The 16,594-nt window shown below is 36.7% G+C and carries 17 protein-coding genes, 1 pseudogene and 1 riboswitch; of the genes and pseudogenes, 7 read left to right on the top strand and 11 right to left on the bottom strand.

Going from position 1 to position 16,594, the window contains the following annotated elements; translation table 11 throughout:
* Window positions 1-7: 7 nt before the first annotated feature.
* Complete coding sequence (locus ACERII_RS10895; RefSeq protein ID WP_373642292.1) at window positions 8-541, bottom strand: NfeD family protein; 534 nt, start codon at window positions 539-541, stop codon at window positions 8-10.
* Window positions 541-1,086 carry a PspA/IM30 family protein gene (locus tag ACERII_RS10890; protein WP_373642290.1) on the bottom strand — a complete coding sequence of 182 codons (546 nt, stop codon included), beginning with the start codon at window positions 1,084-1,086 and terminating at the stop codon, window positions 541-543. The genes ACERII_RS10895 and ACERII_RS10890 overlap by 1 nt, the downstream gene beginning before the upstream one ends.
* A gap of 345 nt (window positions 1,087-1,431) precedes the next feature.
* Between ACERII_RS10890 and ACERII_RS10885 the strand changes: the two genes are divergently transcribed.
* A complete protein-coding gene (locus ACERII_RS10885) occupies window positions 1,432-2,346 on the top strand; it encodes a nuclease-related domain-containing protein (protein WP_373642288.1) in 915 nt (304 codons plus the stop codon).
* A gap of 907 nt (window positions 2,347-3,253) precedes the next feature.
* Here ACERII_RS10885 and ACERII_RS10880 read toward each other — a convergent pair.
* The 9 genes from ACERII_RS10880 to ACERII_RS10840 all read right to left on the bottom strand — a co-directional run bounded on the left by ACERII_RS10880 (window position 3,254) and on the right by ACERII_RS10840 (window position 13,166).
* Window positions 3,254-4,849 (bottom strand): aspartate:alanine exchanger family transporter, encoded by a 1,596-nt coding sequence (locus tag ACERII_RS10880; RefSeq protein ID WP_373642286.1) that lies wholly within the window; start codon window positions 4,847-4,849, stop codon window positions 3,254-3,256.
* 257 nt (window positions 4,850-5,106) lie between these two features.
* Window positions 5,107-6,276, bottom strand: coding sequence for an amidase (locus ACERII_RS10875; protein WP_373642285.1), 1,170 nt, complete (start codon window positions 6,274-6,276; stop codon window positions 5,107-5,109).
* Window positions 6,273-7,523 carry a pyridoxal-phosphate-dependent aminotransferase family protein gene (locus ACERII_RS10870; RefSeq protein ID WP_373642480.1) on the bottom strand — a complete coding sequence of 417 codons (1,251 nt, stop codon included), beginning with the start codon at window positions 7,521-7,523 and terminating at the stop codon, window positions 6,273-6,275. Before ACERII_RS10870 ends, ACERII_RS10875 begins: the two co-directional genes overlap by 4 nt.
* A gap of 24 nt (window positions 7,524-7,547) precedes the next feature.
* Window positions 7,548-8,783 carry a Zn-dependent hydrolase gene (locus ACERII_RS10865; RefSeq protein WP_373642284.1) on the bottom strand — a complete coding sequence of 412 codons (1,236 nt, stop codon included), beginning with the start codon at window positions 8,781-8,783 and terminating at the stop codon, window positions 7,548-7,550.
* 178 nt (window positions 8,784-8,961) lie between these two features.
* Window positions 8,962-9,303: a hydroxyisourate hydrolase gene (gene uraH / locus ACERII_RS10860; protein ID WP_373642282.1), complete on the bottom strand. Its 342-nt coding sequence runs from the start codon at window positions 9,301-9,303 to the stop codon at window positions 8,962-8,964.
* Window positions 9,303-10,286 carry a factor-independent urate hydroxylase gene (gene pucL / locus ACERII_RS10855; RefSeq protein WP_373642280.1) on the bottom strand — a complete coding sequence of 328 codons (984 nt, stop codon included), beginning with the start codon at window positions 10,284-10,286 and terminating at the stop codon, window positions 9,303-9,305. The genes uraH and pucL overlap by 1 nt, the downstream gene beginning before the upstream one ends.
* A gap of 24 nt (window positions 10,287-10,310) precedes the next feature.
* The gene (uraD, locus tag ACERII_RS10850; protein ID WP_373642278.1) at window positions 10,311-10,829 is read right to left on the bottom strand and encodes a 2-oxo-4-hydroxy-4-carboxy-5-ureidoimidazoline decarboxylase; all 519 of its coding nucleotides are present in this window, start codon (window positions 10,827-10,829) and stop codon (window positions 10,311-10,313) included.
* A gap of 179 nt (window positions 10,830-11,008) precedes the next feature.
* Window positions 11,009-11,728, bottom strand: a complete 720-nt coding sequence (locus ACERII_RS10845; protein WP_373642276.1) for a hypothetical protein — start codon at window positions 11,726-11,728, stop codon at window positions 11,009-11,011.
* A 91-nt stretch (window positions 11,729-11,819) separates the two neighbouring features.
* A complete protein-coding gene (locus tag ACERII_RS10840; RefSeq protein WP_373642274.1) occupies window positions 11,820-13,166 on the bottom strand; it encodes a 5'-deoxyadenosine deaminase in 1,347 nt (448 codons plus the stop codon).
* A gap of 74 nt (window positions 13,167-13,240) precedes the next feature.
* Window positions 13,241-13,340: riboswitch (purine riboswitch) on the bottom strand.
* 648 nt (window positions 13,341-13,988) lie between these two features.
* Between ACERII_RS10840 and ACERII_RS10835 the strand changes: the two are divergent.
* The 6 genes and pseudogenes from ACERII_RS10835 to ACERII_RS10810 all read left to right on the top strand — a co-directional run.
* A pseudogene (locus tag ACERII_RS10835) lies at window positions 13,989-14,450 on the top strand (SMI1/KNR4 family protein); the annotation flags it as partial.
* Between the two features lie 393 nt (window positions 14,451-14,843).
* Window positions 14,844-14,993 carry a hypothetical protein gene (locus ACERII_RS10830; protein ID WP_373642273.1) on the top strand — a complete coding sequence of 50 codons (150 nt, stop codon included), beginning with the start codon at window positions 14,844-14,846 and terminating at the stop codon, window positions 14,991-14,993.
* A gap of 83 nt (window positions 14,994-15,076) precedes the next feature.
* Entirely contained in the window at window positions 15,077-15,529 is a 453-nt protein-coding gene (locus ACERII_RS10825; RefSeq protein ID WP_373642271.1) for a hypothetical protein, read from the top strand.
* A gap of 91 nt (window positions 15,530-15,620) precedes the next feature.
* Window positions 15,621-15,785: a hypothetical protein gene (locus ACERII_RS10820; protein ID WP_373642270.1), complete on the top strand. Its 165-nt coding sequence runs from the start codon at window positions 15,621-15,623 to the stop codon at window positions 15,783-15,785.
* A 238-nt stretch (window positions 15,786-16,023) separates the two neighbouring features.
* Complete coding sequence (locus ACERII_RS10815; RefSeq protein ID WP_373642268.1) at window positions 16,024-16,263, top strand: hypothetical protein; 240 nt, start codon at window positions 16,024-16,026, stop codon at window positions 16,261-16,263.
* 59 nt (window positions 16,264-16,322) lie between these two features.
* The coding region (locus ACERII_RS10810) for a hypothetical protein (protein ID WP_373642266.1) at window positions 16,323-16,594 on the top strand (272 nt) is incomplete at its 3' end.

The following is a 16,594-nucleotide window of genomic DNA, read 5'->3' as shown; positions in this document are numbered from 1 at the left end:
GCTTTTCTTAATCTAATTTTTCATGTGGTGACACATGTAATACACTCTCTTTAATATCAACAATTAACACTTGCTCTCCATATGGAATAGCTACATCTTCAAAACTAACTGCAGAACGCGCAATATTTCCACCTTTCCCTTGGATCATGACTTCTCCAAAACCATCTTCAGGTATAGAAATAATCACTGTTCCAATCCTTCCTTTCAGATCCTCGTCTGAATACGCGAGGGTTGCTTCTGCTCTGGATAGGGGCACTAGCACGAAAATATTTAACAATGTTACTAAGAAAAATGCAGTTATTAGTGATGCAATAAGAACTATCAGGCTATGTAGGGATGAAAACCTCTCCAATAAAAATGCCATGGAGCTAAAGAATGTTAGGAAAGAAAGAATTAGTGTAGGATTGATTGGTCCTTCTGATAGAGCTTCGAAAATACCTTCTACAATATCTCCAAATAAAATATAGAATAAGGTTAAAATTCCACTAATAATAAATCCATATAAATATATCGTTTCTAGTGACTGACCGAAGAGTTCCATTATTTATCCCACCCATGTTTATTCTTAATGATCTCTTTCATTCTTTGAAGTTCCTGCTCATCCTCATTTACGGTCGTATTTGAATCTTCCTTCTTCTCAAACATGATCGTACCGGTTTTATTATTCATCGCTTCATATTTGATTTGCATTTGTTGATACTCTGACTGGGCTTGCTTCAGTTTATGTTTTAGTTCATGCAGATTAGTTTTTGTTTTCTCATTAAATATTTCTAGATACTCTACTTCTTTTGTTACTTTCGCTTTATCTTCAATGTATCGAAGTGCTAACTCATCTTTCCCTGCTTCTACCGCTTGGAGCGCTTGTCGCTCTCGTTGCTGTACTTTTTCTTTCGCCTCTTGAAGACGCTTTGCGACTCTCTTTTCTTCCGCAATCATTTTCGAAACTTCTACTTCCATTGCTTTTACTTCTTGGCTCAAATGATTTACATAGCTTTGGAGCATTTCCTCTGGTTCTTCCGCACTATCGAATACTTTGGAAAAATCAGAGCTCATCGCTCTCTTCATTCGCTTTATAAAACCAAACATCCATCACCCCTCCCAATAAGTAAATACAATACATTATCTGTAAATCGTAACACAAATGTGAGCCAGAAAACATGCTATTCAGAAAATTAATTTTCTTCATCCATGGTTTTTCTGTTTATATATATACCGAGTCAAAAGAGAAAAAGTTTCAATAAAATATGACATAAAGTAAAAAAATACGATGGAGATGCCAAGTTTTATTGAGAACTTTCATTGAAGCCGTTTAGACATCCGTTTTTCCTCCATAAATAAATGTCACCAATTATACTAAAATTACAGTTGTTCACTATAATAGTTCATATTATAGTAATCTTGTACTATATCAATTGTAACGGGCGGTGAAATATGGGTAACTTTTTAAAAACTCGTAGTGTTCCTCATGATATATTGGTTTATGATTCTTTAAATGTCCGAATGGAACTTTCTGAAGACGAAATTAGCTATTATCGAAGCCGGTGCAAAGGATTTGAAGGTGAAAAACAATTTGACCTGTGGTTAGAGGACTTACCTAATAACTGGTTGATTGTCAATGACCTCGTACTTGAGCACAACAACACAAAATTTCAAATCGACTCACTAGTCATCTGTCAGCGCACTATTTATGTTTTTGAGGTAAAAAACTTAGAAGGGGATTATTATTTTGATGGAAATTTTCTATTTATGTATCCATCAAAAAAAGAAATAAAAAATCCTCTAAATCAAATCGCTAGAATGGAGACATTACTTCGGCAATTATTACAAAAACACGGCTTAAATTTCCCCATCCAATCTTCGGTAGTTTTCGTAAATCCTGAATTTGTCTTGCTTCAAGCTCAAAAAGACCTTCCTATTATTCACCCACCACAATTAAACCGCCTTAAGAAAAACTTACTTTCTATTCCATCGACTTTATCTGAAAAACATACGATGTTGGCTGAGAAGTTAATATCTCTGCACAATCCGAAACCCTCAACAGACAACATTCCGGAATACTCTTATGCAAAAGTAAAAAAAGGGGTGTTCTGTTGTAATTGCAAATCATTGTTTGTTTCTGTTATTAAGAGCGTGATTGTTTGCTCAGAGTGTGGGTTTGAAGAAAGTGTGGAAGACGCTATTTTACGGAATGTGGAGGAAATTAAGCGGTTATTTCCGGAGATGAGAATTACGACGAAGTTAGTTCATGAATGGTGTGGGGTGGTTAAGTGTAAAAGAAGAGTTTTTAGGATTTTAATGAAACATTATAAACAATTTCGGAAAGGAAAGCTTTCTTACTTTGAGTAATTATTAAATGATGCATAAGGCTGTACTATCAATTAGTTAAATGATGTTTTCATCTTATTTTAATTAGTTATTATTTATTTGATTTATGTTTCTTAACTAATATTGTCTAATATCACAGGGGTTATAGACAGTTCTCTAATAATACAACACGGTTTTGTCAAATAACGCACGCTTTCTTGACATTTTGAGGTTGCTTCAACACGGTTTTGTCAAATAACGCACGCTTGTTTGACAATTCAGGCCTGCTTCAACACGGTTTTGTCAAATAAGACACGCTTTCTTGACATTTTGAGGCTGCTTCAACACGGTTTTGTCAAATAAGACACGCTTGTTTGACAATTCAGGCCTGCTTCAACACGGTTTTGTCAAATAACGCACGCTTTCTTGACATTTTGAGGTTGCTTCAACACGGTTTTGTCAAATAAGACGCGCTTTCTTGACATTTTGAGGCTGCTTCAACACGGTTTTGTCAAATAAGACACGCTTTCTTGACATTTTGAGGCTGCTTCAACACGGTTTTGTCAAATAACGCACGCTTGTTTGACAATTCAGGTCTGCTTCAACACGGTTTTGTCAAATAAGACGCGCTTTCTTGACATTTTGAGGCAGCTTCAACACGGTTTTGTCAAATAACGCACGCTTGTTTGACAATTCAGGCCTGCTTCAACACGGTTTTGTCAAATAACGCACGCTTGTTTGACAATTCAGGCTGCTTCAACACGGTTTTGTCAAATAAGACGCGCTTTCTTGACTCATTTTCATAATTTCCCACTACATTTATGTAGTTAGCAGACCATCAATCAAAAATGCCCAGCATCCACACGGCTGAGCATCCTCCCCTAAAATAAAATTTTCATTTCACGAACTTAACAACCACAGGTCACTCCAGCATCCCAAGCCTTCACCCCTACAACACCAACGCCAGCAGCTGTGCGGATAGTGCCACAAAGATCAATGCGAATGGATAGGCTGCTGCGTACGCAATTGCAGCATCATCTGAATCAATCAAATTGTTGCATGCTCCTAATCCTGGTGTACTCGTCATACCACCGCATAAAGCGCCGAGAGAGTGAATGATACTCAATCTAAACATTTTTTTTGCAATTAAGAATCCACCAATAATGGGGGTTAGTGTGATGAGAGAACCTCCAATTACTAGTCCAAATCCTTCATTGACAACAACTTCCACAATTCCATTTCCTGCCGTTGTTCCAGCACCCGCCAAGAATAGTACAAGACCAATATCCCCAATGACTCGATTTGCTGGTTGATAAAACCGAGCATGAATCGGACCGAGTTTTCCAAAATGACTAACTATAATTGCAACAAATAAGGGTCCGCCTGCTACCCCTAATGTCATGCTACCTAAACCTGGAATATGGATTGGGATCATTCCAACTAAAATTCCAATCAACAAAATCAAACTCAATGAGAGCAGATGTACGTGTGTCTCTGTATGATATCTCGTACCAAACAGTTTCTCTACTTCCTTCAGTCTGCGCTCGCTCCCAACAACCGTAATGATATCGCCGCGTTCAAAACGCCAGGAAGGGTTTTGATTAAATTCAAATCCGCCCCGTTCCACTCTTGTAACATTCACACCATGAGTTGCTCTTAATTTTATCTCCCGCAAATTTTTACCAATCAACTCGTCTGCTTCCACTGTAATCCTTTTAATAGTTAGATTATCTTTGTACTCAATTTTAGCAGACACTTCAGAACCTACAAATTCCTTTAGTTTTTGCAAATCATCCTTAAAACCAACTACAATAATCTCGTCACCTAATAACAACACCGTATCATTTCTACCTAAGAAGCTTCGATCGCCTCGAACAACTTTACTAATCACTACAGAACTATTTCGATTTAGCTTCAGTTCTTTCAACGTTCTTTTGTGCATATCTTTGTTTTCCACCTTAATCATCATAGAGGATGGAGAACTTTTATGACGCACTGGACCTACTGTTCGTTTCAAGTCTTTCTCTATATCCACTTTAAGAAGTTTAGGTAATAATTGAACAAATAGTACTACTGCCAATACACCAAATGGGTACGCGATACCGTAACCAACGGAGGCAATAGGATCGTTTGTTGCCTGTAATGCTGCCGCCAAACCTGGTGTACTTGTTAATGCACCTGTCATTAAGCCTATACTTAATGGAGCAGATAGGTTAAATATTTTTGATACAATAATCGTAGTAACTACGGCAATTCCCACGATTATCAAACCGATTATACCAAAGACGATACCACTACTTTTCATCATTCGAAAAAAACGTGGGCCAGCTTGTAGCCCAACAGCAACAATAAATAGACCAAGTCCTAAATTTTGAACGATTGGAGGGATATTGTATCCATAATGTCCAAAAACCATGGCTACTAATAGAACTCCTGATGCGCCTAAATTTAACCCCTTTACCTTTATTTGCCCAACGATCGAGCCCAAAAGTAAAATAACAAAGATAAGAATAAGAGGTTCGTCTAACAAACTAAGATAATTCATGAATAATTCCTCCATGAGTAAAAATTCCGCCTGACCTACTAAAAGTGCATTCTATATTTATTTCCAACAAAACAATTCTACACTCTTGCATTTTCTATTAATGACTTATTATACATAATCTCCACTGAAAATAGATCAACAGTTTCGTGAACAATATGACAGAATATGGAACGTTTATTCCACATCACAATTGGAAGCGCATACAGTTTACAGCAAAAAAAAGTGGCCAACATCCTCCTCGAATGGCCACTCCTCTTCTATTCATCAAGCTTTAATTTATTCACCCATTGTAGTAACCGTATATCTTGGTTCCTCCCTGCAATCACAGATAATCCTAAAGGTATTCCTGAAACTCCCCCAACTGGAACGGTTACTTGTGGAAATCCTGATAACCCGGCAATACAAGATAATTGCATCGTCTGTGATCGCCTTTTCTCTATCTTCTCTCCTGATAGATTACATAATGGGGCAATTCCAGGTACAGTGGGAATAATTAATAATCCATCTTCTCCTAATAATTTCTCCATATAATGTCGTATATCTTTCCTTTTCACAAGCTTATCCTCATCTTTTACTAACGTACTTGCCCATGTAAAACGCGCATCTATGTCTGGGCCAAAAACAGGCTTTGTTTTCTTAATCCAAGTCCCGTGCTTATTCCAGATTTCCACTCCTTGTATAGCACGAAAAAGGTTACTCCATTCCCCAAGACCTTCCTCAGATACAGTAACCCATTCATTATGATTTATCACATTTTCTAATAATGAAACAAATGGAGATAACGCTTTAAAACTTTCATCATCCACCAGCTCCCAAGCATCTTTACTAAACAACATTCGTTTAAACGATGGTGACCCTACAGGGGAAACTTCTCCAAGCAACACACAGCCTACTTTATATAACGTAGTACAATCCCGAGCCATCCAACCTACCGTATCAAAACTATCAGCTAATGGAATGACTCCATCCATCGATACTCTCCCATGTGTAGGTCGAAAACCGTACACACCACAGTAGGCAGCTGGAATCCGAACAGAGCCTCCTGTATCTGTACCTAATGAAAAATCGACCAACTCTGCTGCTACAGCAACAGCGGAACCACTGGACGAACCGCCTGGAATGCGGCGAGAATCTCTAGGATTAACTGGAGTTCCATAATGAACGTTTTCCCCATTTAAACTATACATTAATTCATCTGTGATGGTAGTTCCGTTCAGCTTTGCCCCATTCTCTAATAACTTGTCAATCACCAGCGCATTCTTTCCGGCTGGGCCATGAGTCCGTAGCCAATCTGGATTTCCTGCACTAGAAACGTGACCTTTAATATCAAAAACATCTTTTACGGTAAATGTTAGTCCTGACAATAGCCCTTCATCCGTAGCATCTAGCTGAATAGTCTCATTCATAAAAGCACCGGAATTATTCATATAGATATCTCCTCTTTTTCCACAGATTTATAAACGTTTAGTGCGGCTTGAACTCCTTCCCCGACATGAATTCTCGCATTGTGACGTAGGAGAACCGCTTCAAATGCTCCAAGAGTTAAAAGGACATTTCGCTTTTGACAACTATACCCCATTGTACCGATACGCCATATTTTTCCATGCAATGGTCCAAAAGAGCTAGCTATTTCAATTCCAAACTCATCTAACAACATAGAGCGAACTGCATCTCCATTAATCCCTTCTGGAATGTTTACGCAAGTTACAGTAGGCAATTTACTGTCAGCACGACCAAATAACGATAATCCCATAGCTTTGATTCCCGCTACCAATGCATTTTCATGAAGACGATGTCTTGCAAAACGCTGCTCTAAACCTTCTTCTAGAATAATACTTAGACCTTCCCGTAACCCATAAAGCATAGAGGTCGCTTCGGTATGATGATTTAGCCTTGCTGGACTCCAATAATCCTGTAGCTGACTTAAATCGAAGTAATTACTCTGGATACGTCTTCTCGTATTATTTCTTCCTAGTTGTTCTTTCGATGCAATGCCTTTTTCAATAGATTTTCGCTCTAAGATAACTTTTTCTATTCTGTCATTGTAGGTGAGAGGAGCCATCCCAGATGGAACAGAGATGCATTTTTGAGTTCCTGTTATTACCCCATCTATTAACCATTCATCTGTTTTTACCTCTGTACCTGCTACTGTTGCTACAGCATCCACTATAAGTAAGGAATCATTTTCTCGACAAGCAAATCCTATTTCTTTTAAAGGCTGAAGTCTTCCGGTGGATGTATCTCCATGAACAATTGCAACAATCTTTGGCCTTACTTTTTTTATTTCCTTGATTACTTCTTCTGGATCAAAAACTTCGCCCCATGCACAACTCATAAAATGAACATCTGCTCCACAGCGTTCTGCTATTTCGGTTAATAAATAACCGAATCGTCCAAAAGAAGGAATAAGAACTTTATCTCCCTCTTCAATGACACTACACAACATCGCTTCGATTCCAGCCCTCGATGTTCCGTCAATTGGATATGCCCAATGATTTTTCGTTTCCAATACATCTCTTAATAATTCCATCGTTTCATTCATAATGAATGTAAAACTAGGGTCAAATTGCCCTAATATTGAATTTGACATGGCTTGCAGCACTCTCGGTTCTACTTCCACCGGACCTGGGGTCATTATTGTCCTAGGAGGTACATGTAGCTGTCTCCTTTCCATCAATAGAAACACCTCCCATTCTCTTTATTTTGCCAAATGAAGTAATGTCTGTAATAACACCTGTGTACCTTTCGCACAGTCCTCTTTACTAGACCACTCCTTTGGATTATGACTAATTCCATGCTTCGACCGCACAAAAATCATGGCTATATCAGTGATCTCTGAGAGAAGTAGTGAATCGTGCCCCGCACCACAAGGTAATTTATAAGGAACTACCTTCGCTTCTGAACAACTTTTTACCAGAACCTTTATTAATTCATCTGAACACTTAGCAGGAGCAACATCTTTCTTTACTTCAATGGTTGCTTTTGCACCTCGTTTTCTACAAGCCACTTCCACCGCTTCATACATTTTCTCCACCATCTTAGAACGAATTACGATATCTCCATGGCGAAGATCTATTGTGAATACAGCCTTCCCTGGTATGATGTTTACACCTCCAGGTTCCACCTTTAGTTTTCCAACTGTACCAACTCCATCAAACTCTTTTGCAATCGATTCTACCTGTAACATTATTTCTGCCATCGCTAATGAAGCATCGTTTCTTATATTCATAGGAGTGGCGCCTGCATGATCAGCGCTACCTTGAATTGCTACCTCTAACCAGATTGGACCTTGAATGTTTGTAACAATTCCTATTGGAACGTCATGATCTTCCAATACTTTCCCTTGTTCAATGTGCATTTCAATAAATGCTTTTATCTGTCCTCTCTGTTTTCTAGCTTTTTCAAATTCTGATGGGTTTAGATTTGCTTGTAAAAATGCTTCTTCGTACGATGTTCCCAAGTCATCTTGTAGACGAAAGTAACTTTCATCAAGCTTCCCCACCATTCCTTTACTTCCTATATAACCAGTTCCAAATCTTGTTCCTTCCTCGTCTGTAAAAGACACTACCTCAATAGAATGAGTTAACCGGATTTCCTTTTCCTTTATTGTTCGAACCGCTTCTAAAGCTCCTAACACACCTAAGGTGCCATCGAATTTGCCTCCCTCGTAAACAGTATCTATATGAGATCCTGTCATTACGATGGGAGCTTGGTTATCGCATCCTTCTAATTTTCCGATGATGTTTCCAACTTTATCGATTCGAACATGTAAACCACAGTCCTTCATGAGTTGAATTAGAAATTTTCTTCCTTCTAGATCTGCTTCACTCAAGGAAAGTCTTGTTACTCCTTGTTTTTCAGGAAGAGCCCCTATTTGAGCCAGATCCATTAATGAATTCCAAAGTCTTTCTTCATTTATCTTGTATTCTTCCAAACTACCAGCTCTCCCCTCTTTTTTAGTAGTAATGAGGGTGACTCTTTAGAGGGCACTCTCCTTCCTCTTGAGTCACCCTTGGTGCATCGGTTAGTTTCCTTGTTTTTTGGAAAACTATAGTATGAATCCTTTTCTCGAAGCATATATTCCCTTCCCATTTCTTCGAAAAAAGGATGTCTTAACTTCCCCGATATGTGCTATATCCCCCTGGTGATATTAATAATGGAACATGGTAATTTTCATCTTTAGAAATGACAAAACGTACAGGCACAACATCTAAAAAGGTACATTCACTTTCCAATTTTTTTTGAAAATATTCGCCTACATGAAAATGAAGTTCATATGTTCCTTTTACTAGAGATTCTCCTTCCAATAAAGGTTGATCTATTCGACCATCATTATTCGTATAGCACTCACGAAGCTTTCTTTTTTCAGGTAGCTTATATAAAGTTATGAAAACATGTTCGGCTGGTTTTCCAATACTAGTGTCTAGCACGTGCGTAGTCAATGTACCTAACATCAATATTCACCATCAGCTAGTAAATCATCTTGAGTCATGGAAAACCCTTGAAATCCAAATGGAGGACGAGGGTCAGTAAAAATCTGCCCTTCCGGAGAATAAGAAACTTCTTCTAATACTGTATCCCACGTTCGATTATTGGACTCAAAAGATACTTCCTCAAGCTGTGGGAATCTCGTTAATATTCGTAATCCGATGTCATAAATTAATTTTTGTATAGATGGGGAGTCCTTTTCATGGAACACTGTTTGTGCTATGTGGGCCACTTGTTCTGCAGGGACGTAGTTTTGTGAAAAAATTCCATTTGCATCATTTCCATTTTTATATTTCCAATCAATATTTAAGTAAATAAATAGTGGTCTATCATGGGATTCTGGAAGAGTAGTAAATTCATCTTGAATAAAACCATAGAAGGAGCTTCCCTTCACTTTTATTAAACGAAGTCCTTTCACTCCACTTGTTTGTTTCGTAATTTCATAATCGTTCCCTTCTGTTCGCTCCATTTCTAAAGCTGCAGATGGCTGTTCGATTAAGCCTTGTCTGAATACAGTATCACTTAATGCAAAACCCCTTTCTGACGGAACGTCTACCTCTTGAAAAGGAAACTGTGTACCTGAAATCGTAATCCCAGTAATATGTTTATATTTTTTAAGAAAAGCTTCACTTACATAAGCTAAGAAACCTTCCATCGTTGTTCCATTGAATTCACCCGCATGATACAAGATAAAATTTTTCATAGAATCCGTAGCAATAACAAGTGAATTATCTCCTTCTGAAAACGATGAGAAAAACGCATCACCTTTTAAGGCTATTTTAATATCCATTCCAAAAATTGTATTAGATCTTCCTTTAAAAGGTGATTCTGGAATTTCTTTTATTCCTTCTAAAGGCTTTCCAAATGTACGATATACAAAAACATCTCCTTTTCCATAATACATGGTTCGTTTTACCCCTATTTTTCCCTCTACTGTTTTTGCTTCCACATAGATCACCCCGCCATTTTTGTTTTATTGGTAACTCTCTCTTTGTATATCCACCAAGTCTTCCAAACGAAATCTTGCTATTTTGCTTACTTGATCTAAAGCTGCTTCAAACTCTTCCATATAGGAATTATTAATTCTTTCTTTTAAGTTAGTTTTTATTGTTTCTTTCGTTTTTCCTTTCACCGCCATAATATAAGGAAAACCAAACTTTTCTACATAGCTTTTGTTTAATGAGGAGAACTCTCGAAATTCTTGCTCAGATAATTCACTTAAACCTGCATTCTTCTGTTCTAATTTGGATGTTTCTGACATTTCTAGTTTCGATCCTAAATCAGGATGAGCTCTTAGCAACGATAACTTTAAAGCGTGATCTCCATTATTCATTTCTTTTACCAATACTTCATACATTTTTTCAAAACTAGAAAAAGGATGTGAATCCCAAGCTTTCTCCGCAACCCATGGAGAATGTTCAAATACCGCTCCAACAATAGTAATAAACTCTGCTTTGGTCATTTTATTTATCTCAATCATAGAAAAAACCATTCTATTCACCTCATTTTCTGTGATTTAACTTCCAACTTCTAGTAAGATTTTTTCTCATTGCTGGTTGTAGTTTGTGGAAAAATAATTAGGTGAGTGAAACTCCTTACTACTATTTTGGCAAATGAACCCAAAAATTTCATAAAACCCGTAATATTTCCTTACATATTTTCTGATGACAATTACCATTCGAAAAAATATTTTAGTGCGATAACAATAAATGTATAGGATACGGATCCAATGACAAAGGACGGAAAATGTGCCTGTCTTTTTGTAGGTAGTTCTTCTTTTAAAACATTCAATATCATCGCTCCTGATATAAACGCAAAGATGATTGCGACAAGTAACGGTGTCAATGTAATCCAGGTTGCTAACGTCCATCCTATCAATATAGCTAGTGCTAATATATATCTACCTATTCGTTCATAGCTATGCTTATCTTCTGACCACAAGTCATAAGCTACCGCAAGGAAATGGGTACCGACTGCTGTAGAATAAAAAACAGCCTGCCAGCCTGCAACCTGTGATGTGATAACGACATACGAGATTAACATGTTATATAGACTAAAAAAACTAAGCTCCACCCAAAATTGTTTTTTACTTTTTTTTTCTTGTTCCTCCTGGTTATCAGCTAATTTTTTAATTCCAAATAATACTAAAACTCCAATTAGTCCAACAAAATACAATTCTGATTCCATTGTTAATTGCTCCACTTCTTGCCCGTATGCTGCCTGTTGCTCATGTAGTGCTGGTAATACATAAACAAAAACGTAAGAAACTGCAATCCCACCTGAAAACGAAAGCCAACGACTTCTTTGGATTCTGGACGAGGGGATAAAACGGTTTGCAAACAATTGAATAATGATAAAGAATATGCCCGTGATGAATGCTCCGAAAGTCATTGATAAGTCCTCCAATTATCTACCCTTTCTTTTCTATAACACTCAATCGGCCGTGCAAAACATTGAAACGGACATAACCCAGTTTTACCATCTAAGAAATAGAAGTTAGTTTTGGTATTCGTGTTAACAATCTCTTTATTGCTATATTTGCTTCGTACATAATGGTGTTTTTATCAATTGTTTTTAAAATTCTGTTCTCCATTAGTACTTTTCCGTTTACGATGGTAGTTTCCACATCTGCTCTTGTAGCTGAATAAACGATTCTTGAAATGGTATCAACATCATAGGATGGGTACATATGCAGGTCATTTAAATTAAGGATAGCTAAGTCTGCTTTTTTCCCTACTTCAATACTGCCCACTTCATTTGCCATCCCAATCGCTTTTGCACCTCCGATGGTAGCCATCTTAAACACTGTTTTTGCATCCATGGCAGTTGGTCCGTGTTCTGGCTTTTGGATAAGAGCAGCAAGTCTCATTTCATTAAACATATCTAAGTTATTGTTACAAGGAGCTCCGTCTGCACCTAAACTGACGCAAATCTGATCATCAAGTAAACTAGGAATCTCTGCAATACCTGATGCAAGTTTTAGATTGGAGCCTGGGCAATGACTAACATGAACCTTTTTTTCTTTGATAATTCGCTTCTCTTCCTCGTCCAACCAAACGCAATGAGCTAATATCAATCGTTCGTTCGCTAGTCCTAAATGATCTAAATACACAACATTTCTCATGCCTGTTTCCTGTTCAACGATCGATATTTCTCCTTTGTTTTCTGAGGCATGTGTATGAACAAATACATTGTATTTTTCCGAAAGGGAGCTTACTTCTCTTAATAACTCTTCTGTGCACGAAACAACAAATCTTGGTGAAAAAGCGTATTTAATTCTTCCTCCATCAAACATATCCCATTTTTCCATTAAATTCACACTCTTCATGATCGAACCATACGTAGTTTCTTGCAAGGGCTTTGGTACTTCGTTTCCTTTATCCATCATCACTTTCCCGGATAAGGCTCGAATGCCACTCGAAGCTATTGCTTGAAAAGCATAATCTGTATGATGTACAGTCTCCATATCAACGATGGAGGTGGTGCCACTTTGAATCAGCTCACCGATACCTAATAGAGCGGAGTAATAAATAGATTCCTCATCATGTGCGGCTTCTAGTGGCCATATTCGTCTTTTGAGCCAATCCATTAATTCTAGATCGTCTCCTTTCCCGCGAAACAAGGTCTGACATAGATGAATATGTGTTTGAATAAAACCTGGAATTACGACGCGATTGGTTGCATCGATGATCTTATCCAATTTTGGTTCATACAGATCACTACCAATAGCGATTATCTTGTCATTTTCAATTAAAATATCTCCTTTGAATTGCTCGTCTTGAGGGTTCATCGTAATTATTTCCGCGTTCTTAATTAATATTTTTGCCATAGTATTCCTCCTTGCAAAATGAATGAAGAGCAAAATTTTGATTCATGTAATGAAAAAAGCTACGAGAAATATGCAGGGGGATGCATATCTCTCGTAGCCAGGAATTTACGGTACCTAGTAGAAACCCTCAAACCTTATTTTTGAGGTTATACGAGTGTAAGTTTTGTTGTTTACACAAGTATAGCGAGTGGTTTCCTTTTTAACTACAAATCGGTAAAGAAATGTAACAGTCTTTTTGTATGAAAAAGAAGAGGAATTTGCTGAAGATCATGGTGAAATTGTTTTTTATTTCAAGTCAAAAAGACATCCATGGAGGTTTCCTTTTGAAGGACTCATAAGGACAATTTCATGAGTTTCTTCCCCTGTTTTGTCCTTATGAAAGACTCATAAGGACAATCTAACGGGTCTACTTCAGAGGTGCAAACAAGTAATTCACAGCAAAAACACATGCGATTTCACTGTAGCAATCGCACGTGTTTTTTTTGTTGTTATATCAGTCTTTTATCGTTAAATAACTGTGAAATTACAAAAAAATTCACAGCCCTATTCACGTAGGTGGAAATAAATATTTCCTACTTGTGATTTTGATGTGCTGTACTATGCGAATTCTTATGTGAAAAGAGGAGGGTTTGGATATTTATGTTAAAATAGAAGGAAGTAATGTATTAACTTTGTGAAACAATGCACCTAAACTAAAAGGGGAATCCTACAATAAGCAAATTTAATTTCTATTGCACTAACAAGGCAGAATAGCACAACAAGAGCCCACTTCTTGTTGTGCTAGATAGGATAACCAACTAAACTTTCTTGGGGGACTTTAAAGTGAAGAACATTTGGCAAGAAGGTAATGATTATGGCAAATTAGAACCATTAACAGATGAGATTGTAAAAATAGCAGAAGATAAATTGGGAATTAAGTTACCAGATTCGTACATAAATATCTTAAATCAACAAAATGGTGGTTATATCATATTTAATGCACATCCTACAAATGCACCAACATCTTGGGCAGATGACCATGTTAATGTTGACCACATATTTGGGATAGGCATGGGTAAGGAAAAAGGAATATTAGAAAGTGAGTATTTAATTCAAGAATGGGGTTTACCTAAAAATATTGTACCAGTTTCAGGAGATGGACATACTTGGATTGCACTTGATTATCGGAATAGTAAGACTGAGCCTCCTGTAATTCTTATAGATATTGAACAAAATCAAGAAATAAGATTAGCAAAGAATTTTGAAGGATTTATCAATGGGCTTGTTGATTACAATGAAAAAGAAATTGATATTCCAAATACTGTACTGACTAAACAAGAAATAAATGAATATTACAATAAGATAGATGATTTGATACAAAAGGGCACACCGAAGGAAATTGATCATCTATTTAGAAAGATTCTTTCAACTAATAACGATTTGATACGGTACATGGTCGAGAAAATGAGACATCATGAAAAACCGAAAGTTCATTTTAACTTACTTCTTTTTTTACTTTGCTGTGCAGAAGGTGAAAATAAAGGAATCATAGAAGATGGTTATTTATTTGTTGTCTTGCAAGAACTTTCTAAAAGTAAAAATAAGGATGTTAATGAGTTTGCTTTACTTTCCTTAAAACAATTACAAAACAGACTTAATATATAATAAATACGTTCTTCAACAAACAGGAGGCGTTTAGTGGAAGAAGCCGTAGTGTCTGGTTATGGCGCTAACGTAATTATTAATAAAATTTGTGAATCAATGTACTTAAGCCTAGCGGAGAGCGCTAGTAAAATTGCGAGTTGCAAAGTTGCAGCTCTTTTTTTGTATCTTCGAACTGGAAAATGATGTTAAACTAAAGGGGGAGGTTCGCATAGATAAAATACCGTATGTTTTGTGGTTTATCTAATAAAACAATAGGGAGTGGTTATATGAAAAAACGTTATTGGGGATTCTTAATTTTAGTTTTATCAATTTCTGTCTTTATATTTATTTTTTCTTCAAACAGACCTATTGATTTATCTGTTAATGCGGAGGATGTACGGCATATTGATATATTTACTGGAAGTGTTCCAGCATCAGCAGAAAAGAAATCTGTAACAAAGAGCACTGATATTGAAGAGATAATAAATTTACTTAATGAGGTTACAATTAAGCGAAAAGCAAGTGAAAATTATTCGCAAGTAGGTGGAATTGGAATGTATTTTGAATTTCATCTTGAAAACGGTGAAAATGCGATTGTTCATTTAAGCTCAGAAACAATTAGTACAAAAGATGGGTTCTTCAAAACAAATAAGGTTCCGAGAGAACTGGATGATGAGGATACCTTTTGGAAGTCCTTATCATATGAAAGTGTAAATGTTAAACAAGATGAACTACCGTAGAAAGTTGTACATTTAATCATCATCTTTTCAAATAAATGGTTATTAAGCTAACGGGTAAGCGTTAGTGGACACATGAACGGAGTGTTGTTAAATGAGCCTGGGACGTTATCTCCTTTTTGCGGTGCCTATTTATTTTCTGGTTTTTATCTTTATTGGTTTATTTGTTGAAAATCACACTTTGTACTCTATTTTATTAGGATTAGGTTCAGGTTTAATGGTCTTAATCGGTATGAAGATGAATGTCCATCTTTTATAGTAAACAGTAAAAAACTTTACCGTAACTTAAGCTTGTGAAGTCCTTTACCTAAACTTACGGATGCGATCGTTGCACAAACCTTCGCTTTCGTTATGTTGCTAATGGGGAGGTGTGTTGAAAAGAGTGTAACTTATTGCAAGTGAACTTCGTAGATAATTTTGAATGGTTCATTTCGCGTGAGGTATAGGGTTTAATTGCAATAGATATCATTAAACAAACATGGTCAGGAGGTAGTGTGATGAATCTAGGGCAGTATTTTATAGTAGTCTTTATTGTGTACACTGCGGTAGCAACCCCGATTTACCTCTTAATTTGGTATTTTGACCCTCCATTAAATGATATTACAAGGTCAGCAATCTTTGCTATTCCAATACCTTTGTCAATGATTACGATGCGAAAAGTAACAAAGTGGATAAAAGAAAAGCAGAGCCAATTGCTCCGCTTTTTACTAGTTTACATAATGAAGATTATTGAATAAACGGGGAGAATCCTTGAACATGGTGTAATATAAACAAAAGATTAACGAGGAGTGAGAGTATGGACTGGGCACTATACATTGCTGCAATTGGGACATGGGCTTTAATTCAAAGACAGCAGAAAAAACTAAAACCTCTTCCTTTTTTGCTAGAAAGTTTATTTATATGTATAGCAATATTCATTATAAGTTTTGTGTGCGGTGCAATTACGGCATATTTTAATTTATCCTTACCGCAATCTTTGTATTATTGGATAGGTGGAATAATATTTTTTTCGGCTGCTTGTTATTTGTCATTTAAATCTTGGAAAGTTTCAAATAGTAAACATAATTT

The organism is Evansella sp. AB-rgal1, assembly GCF_041820985.1.
Lineage (GTDB): Bacteria > Bacillota > Bacilli > Bacillales > Salisediminibacteriaceae > Evansella.
This window is presented reverse-complemented; position numbering and strand designations above follow the sequence as displayed.

Coding starts and splice junctions, on each gene's coding strand:
- ACERII_RS10895 (WP_373642292.1), bottom strand. CDS start 541: ATGGAACTCTTCGGTCAGTCACTAGAAACGATATATTTATATGGATTT.
- ACERII_RS10890 (WP_373642290.1), bottom strand. CDS start 1,086: ATGTTTGGTTTTATAAAGCGAATGAAGAGAGCGATGAGCTCTGATTTT.
- ACERII_RS10885 (WP_373642288.1), top strand. CDS start 1,432: ATGGGTAACTTTTTAAAAACTCGTAGTGTTCCTCATGATATATTGGTT.
- ACERII_RS10880 (WP_373642286.1), bottom strand. CDS start 4,849: ATGAATTATCTTAGTTTGTTAGACGAACCTCTTATTCTTATCTTTGTT.
- ACERII_RS10875 (WP_373642285.1), bottom strand. CDS start 6,276: ATGAATAATTCCGGTGCTTTTATGAATGAGACTATTCAGCTAGATGCT.
- ACERII_RS10870 (WP_373642480.1), bottom strand. CDS start 7,523: ATGGAAAGGAGACAGCTACATGTACCTCCTAGGACAATAATGACCCCA.
- uraH (WP_373642282.1), bottom strand. CDS start 9,303: ATGTTAGGTACATTGACTACGCACGTGCTAGACACTAGTATTGGAAAA.
- uraD (WP_373642278.1), bottom strand. CDS start 10,829: ATGGTTTTTTCTATGATTGAGATAAATAAAATGACCAAAGCAGAGTTT.
- ACERII_RS10845 (WP_373642276.1), bottom strand. CDS start 11,728: ATGACTTTCGGAGCATTCATCACGGGCATATTCTTTATCATTATTCAA.
- ACERII_RS10840 (WP_373642274.1), bottom strand. CDS start 13,166: ATGGCAAAAATATTAATTAAGAACGCGGAAATAATTACGATGAACCCT.
- ACERII_RS10825 (WP_373642271.1), top strand. CDS start 15,077: ATGAAAAAACGTTATTGGGGATTCTTAATTTTAGTTTTATCAATTTCT.
- ACERII_RS10820 (WP_373642270.1), top strand. CDS start 15,621: ATGAGCCTGGGACGTTATCTCCTTTTTGCGGTGCCTATTTATTTTCTG.
- ACERII_RS10815 (WP_373642268.1), top strand. CDS start 16,024: ATGAATCTAGGGCAGTATTTTATAGTAGTCTTTATTGTGTACACTGCG.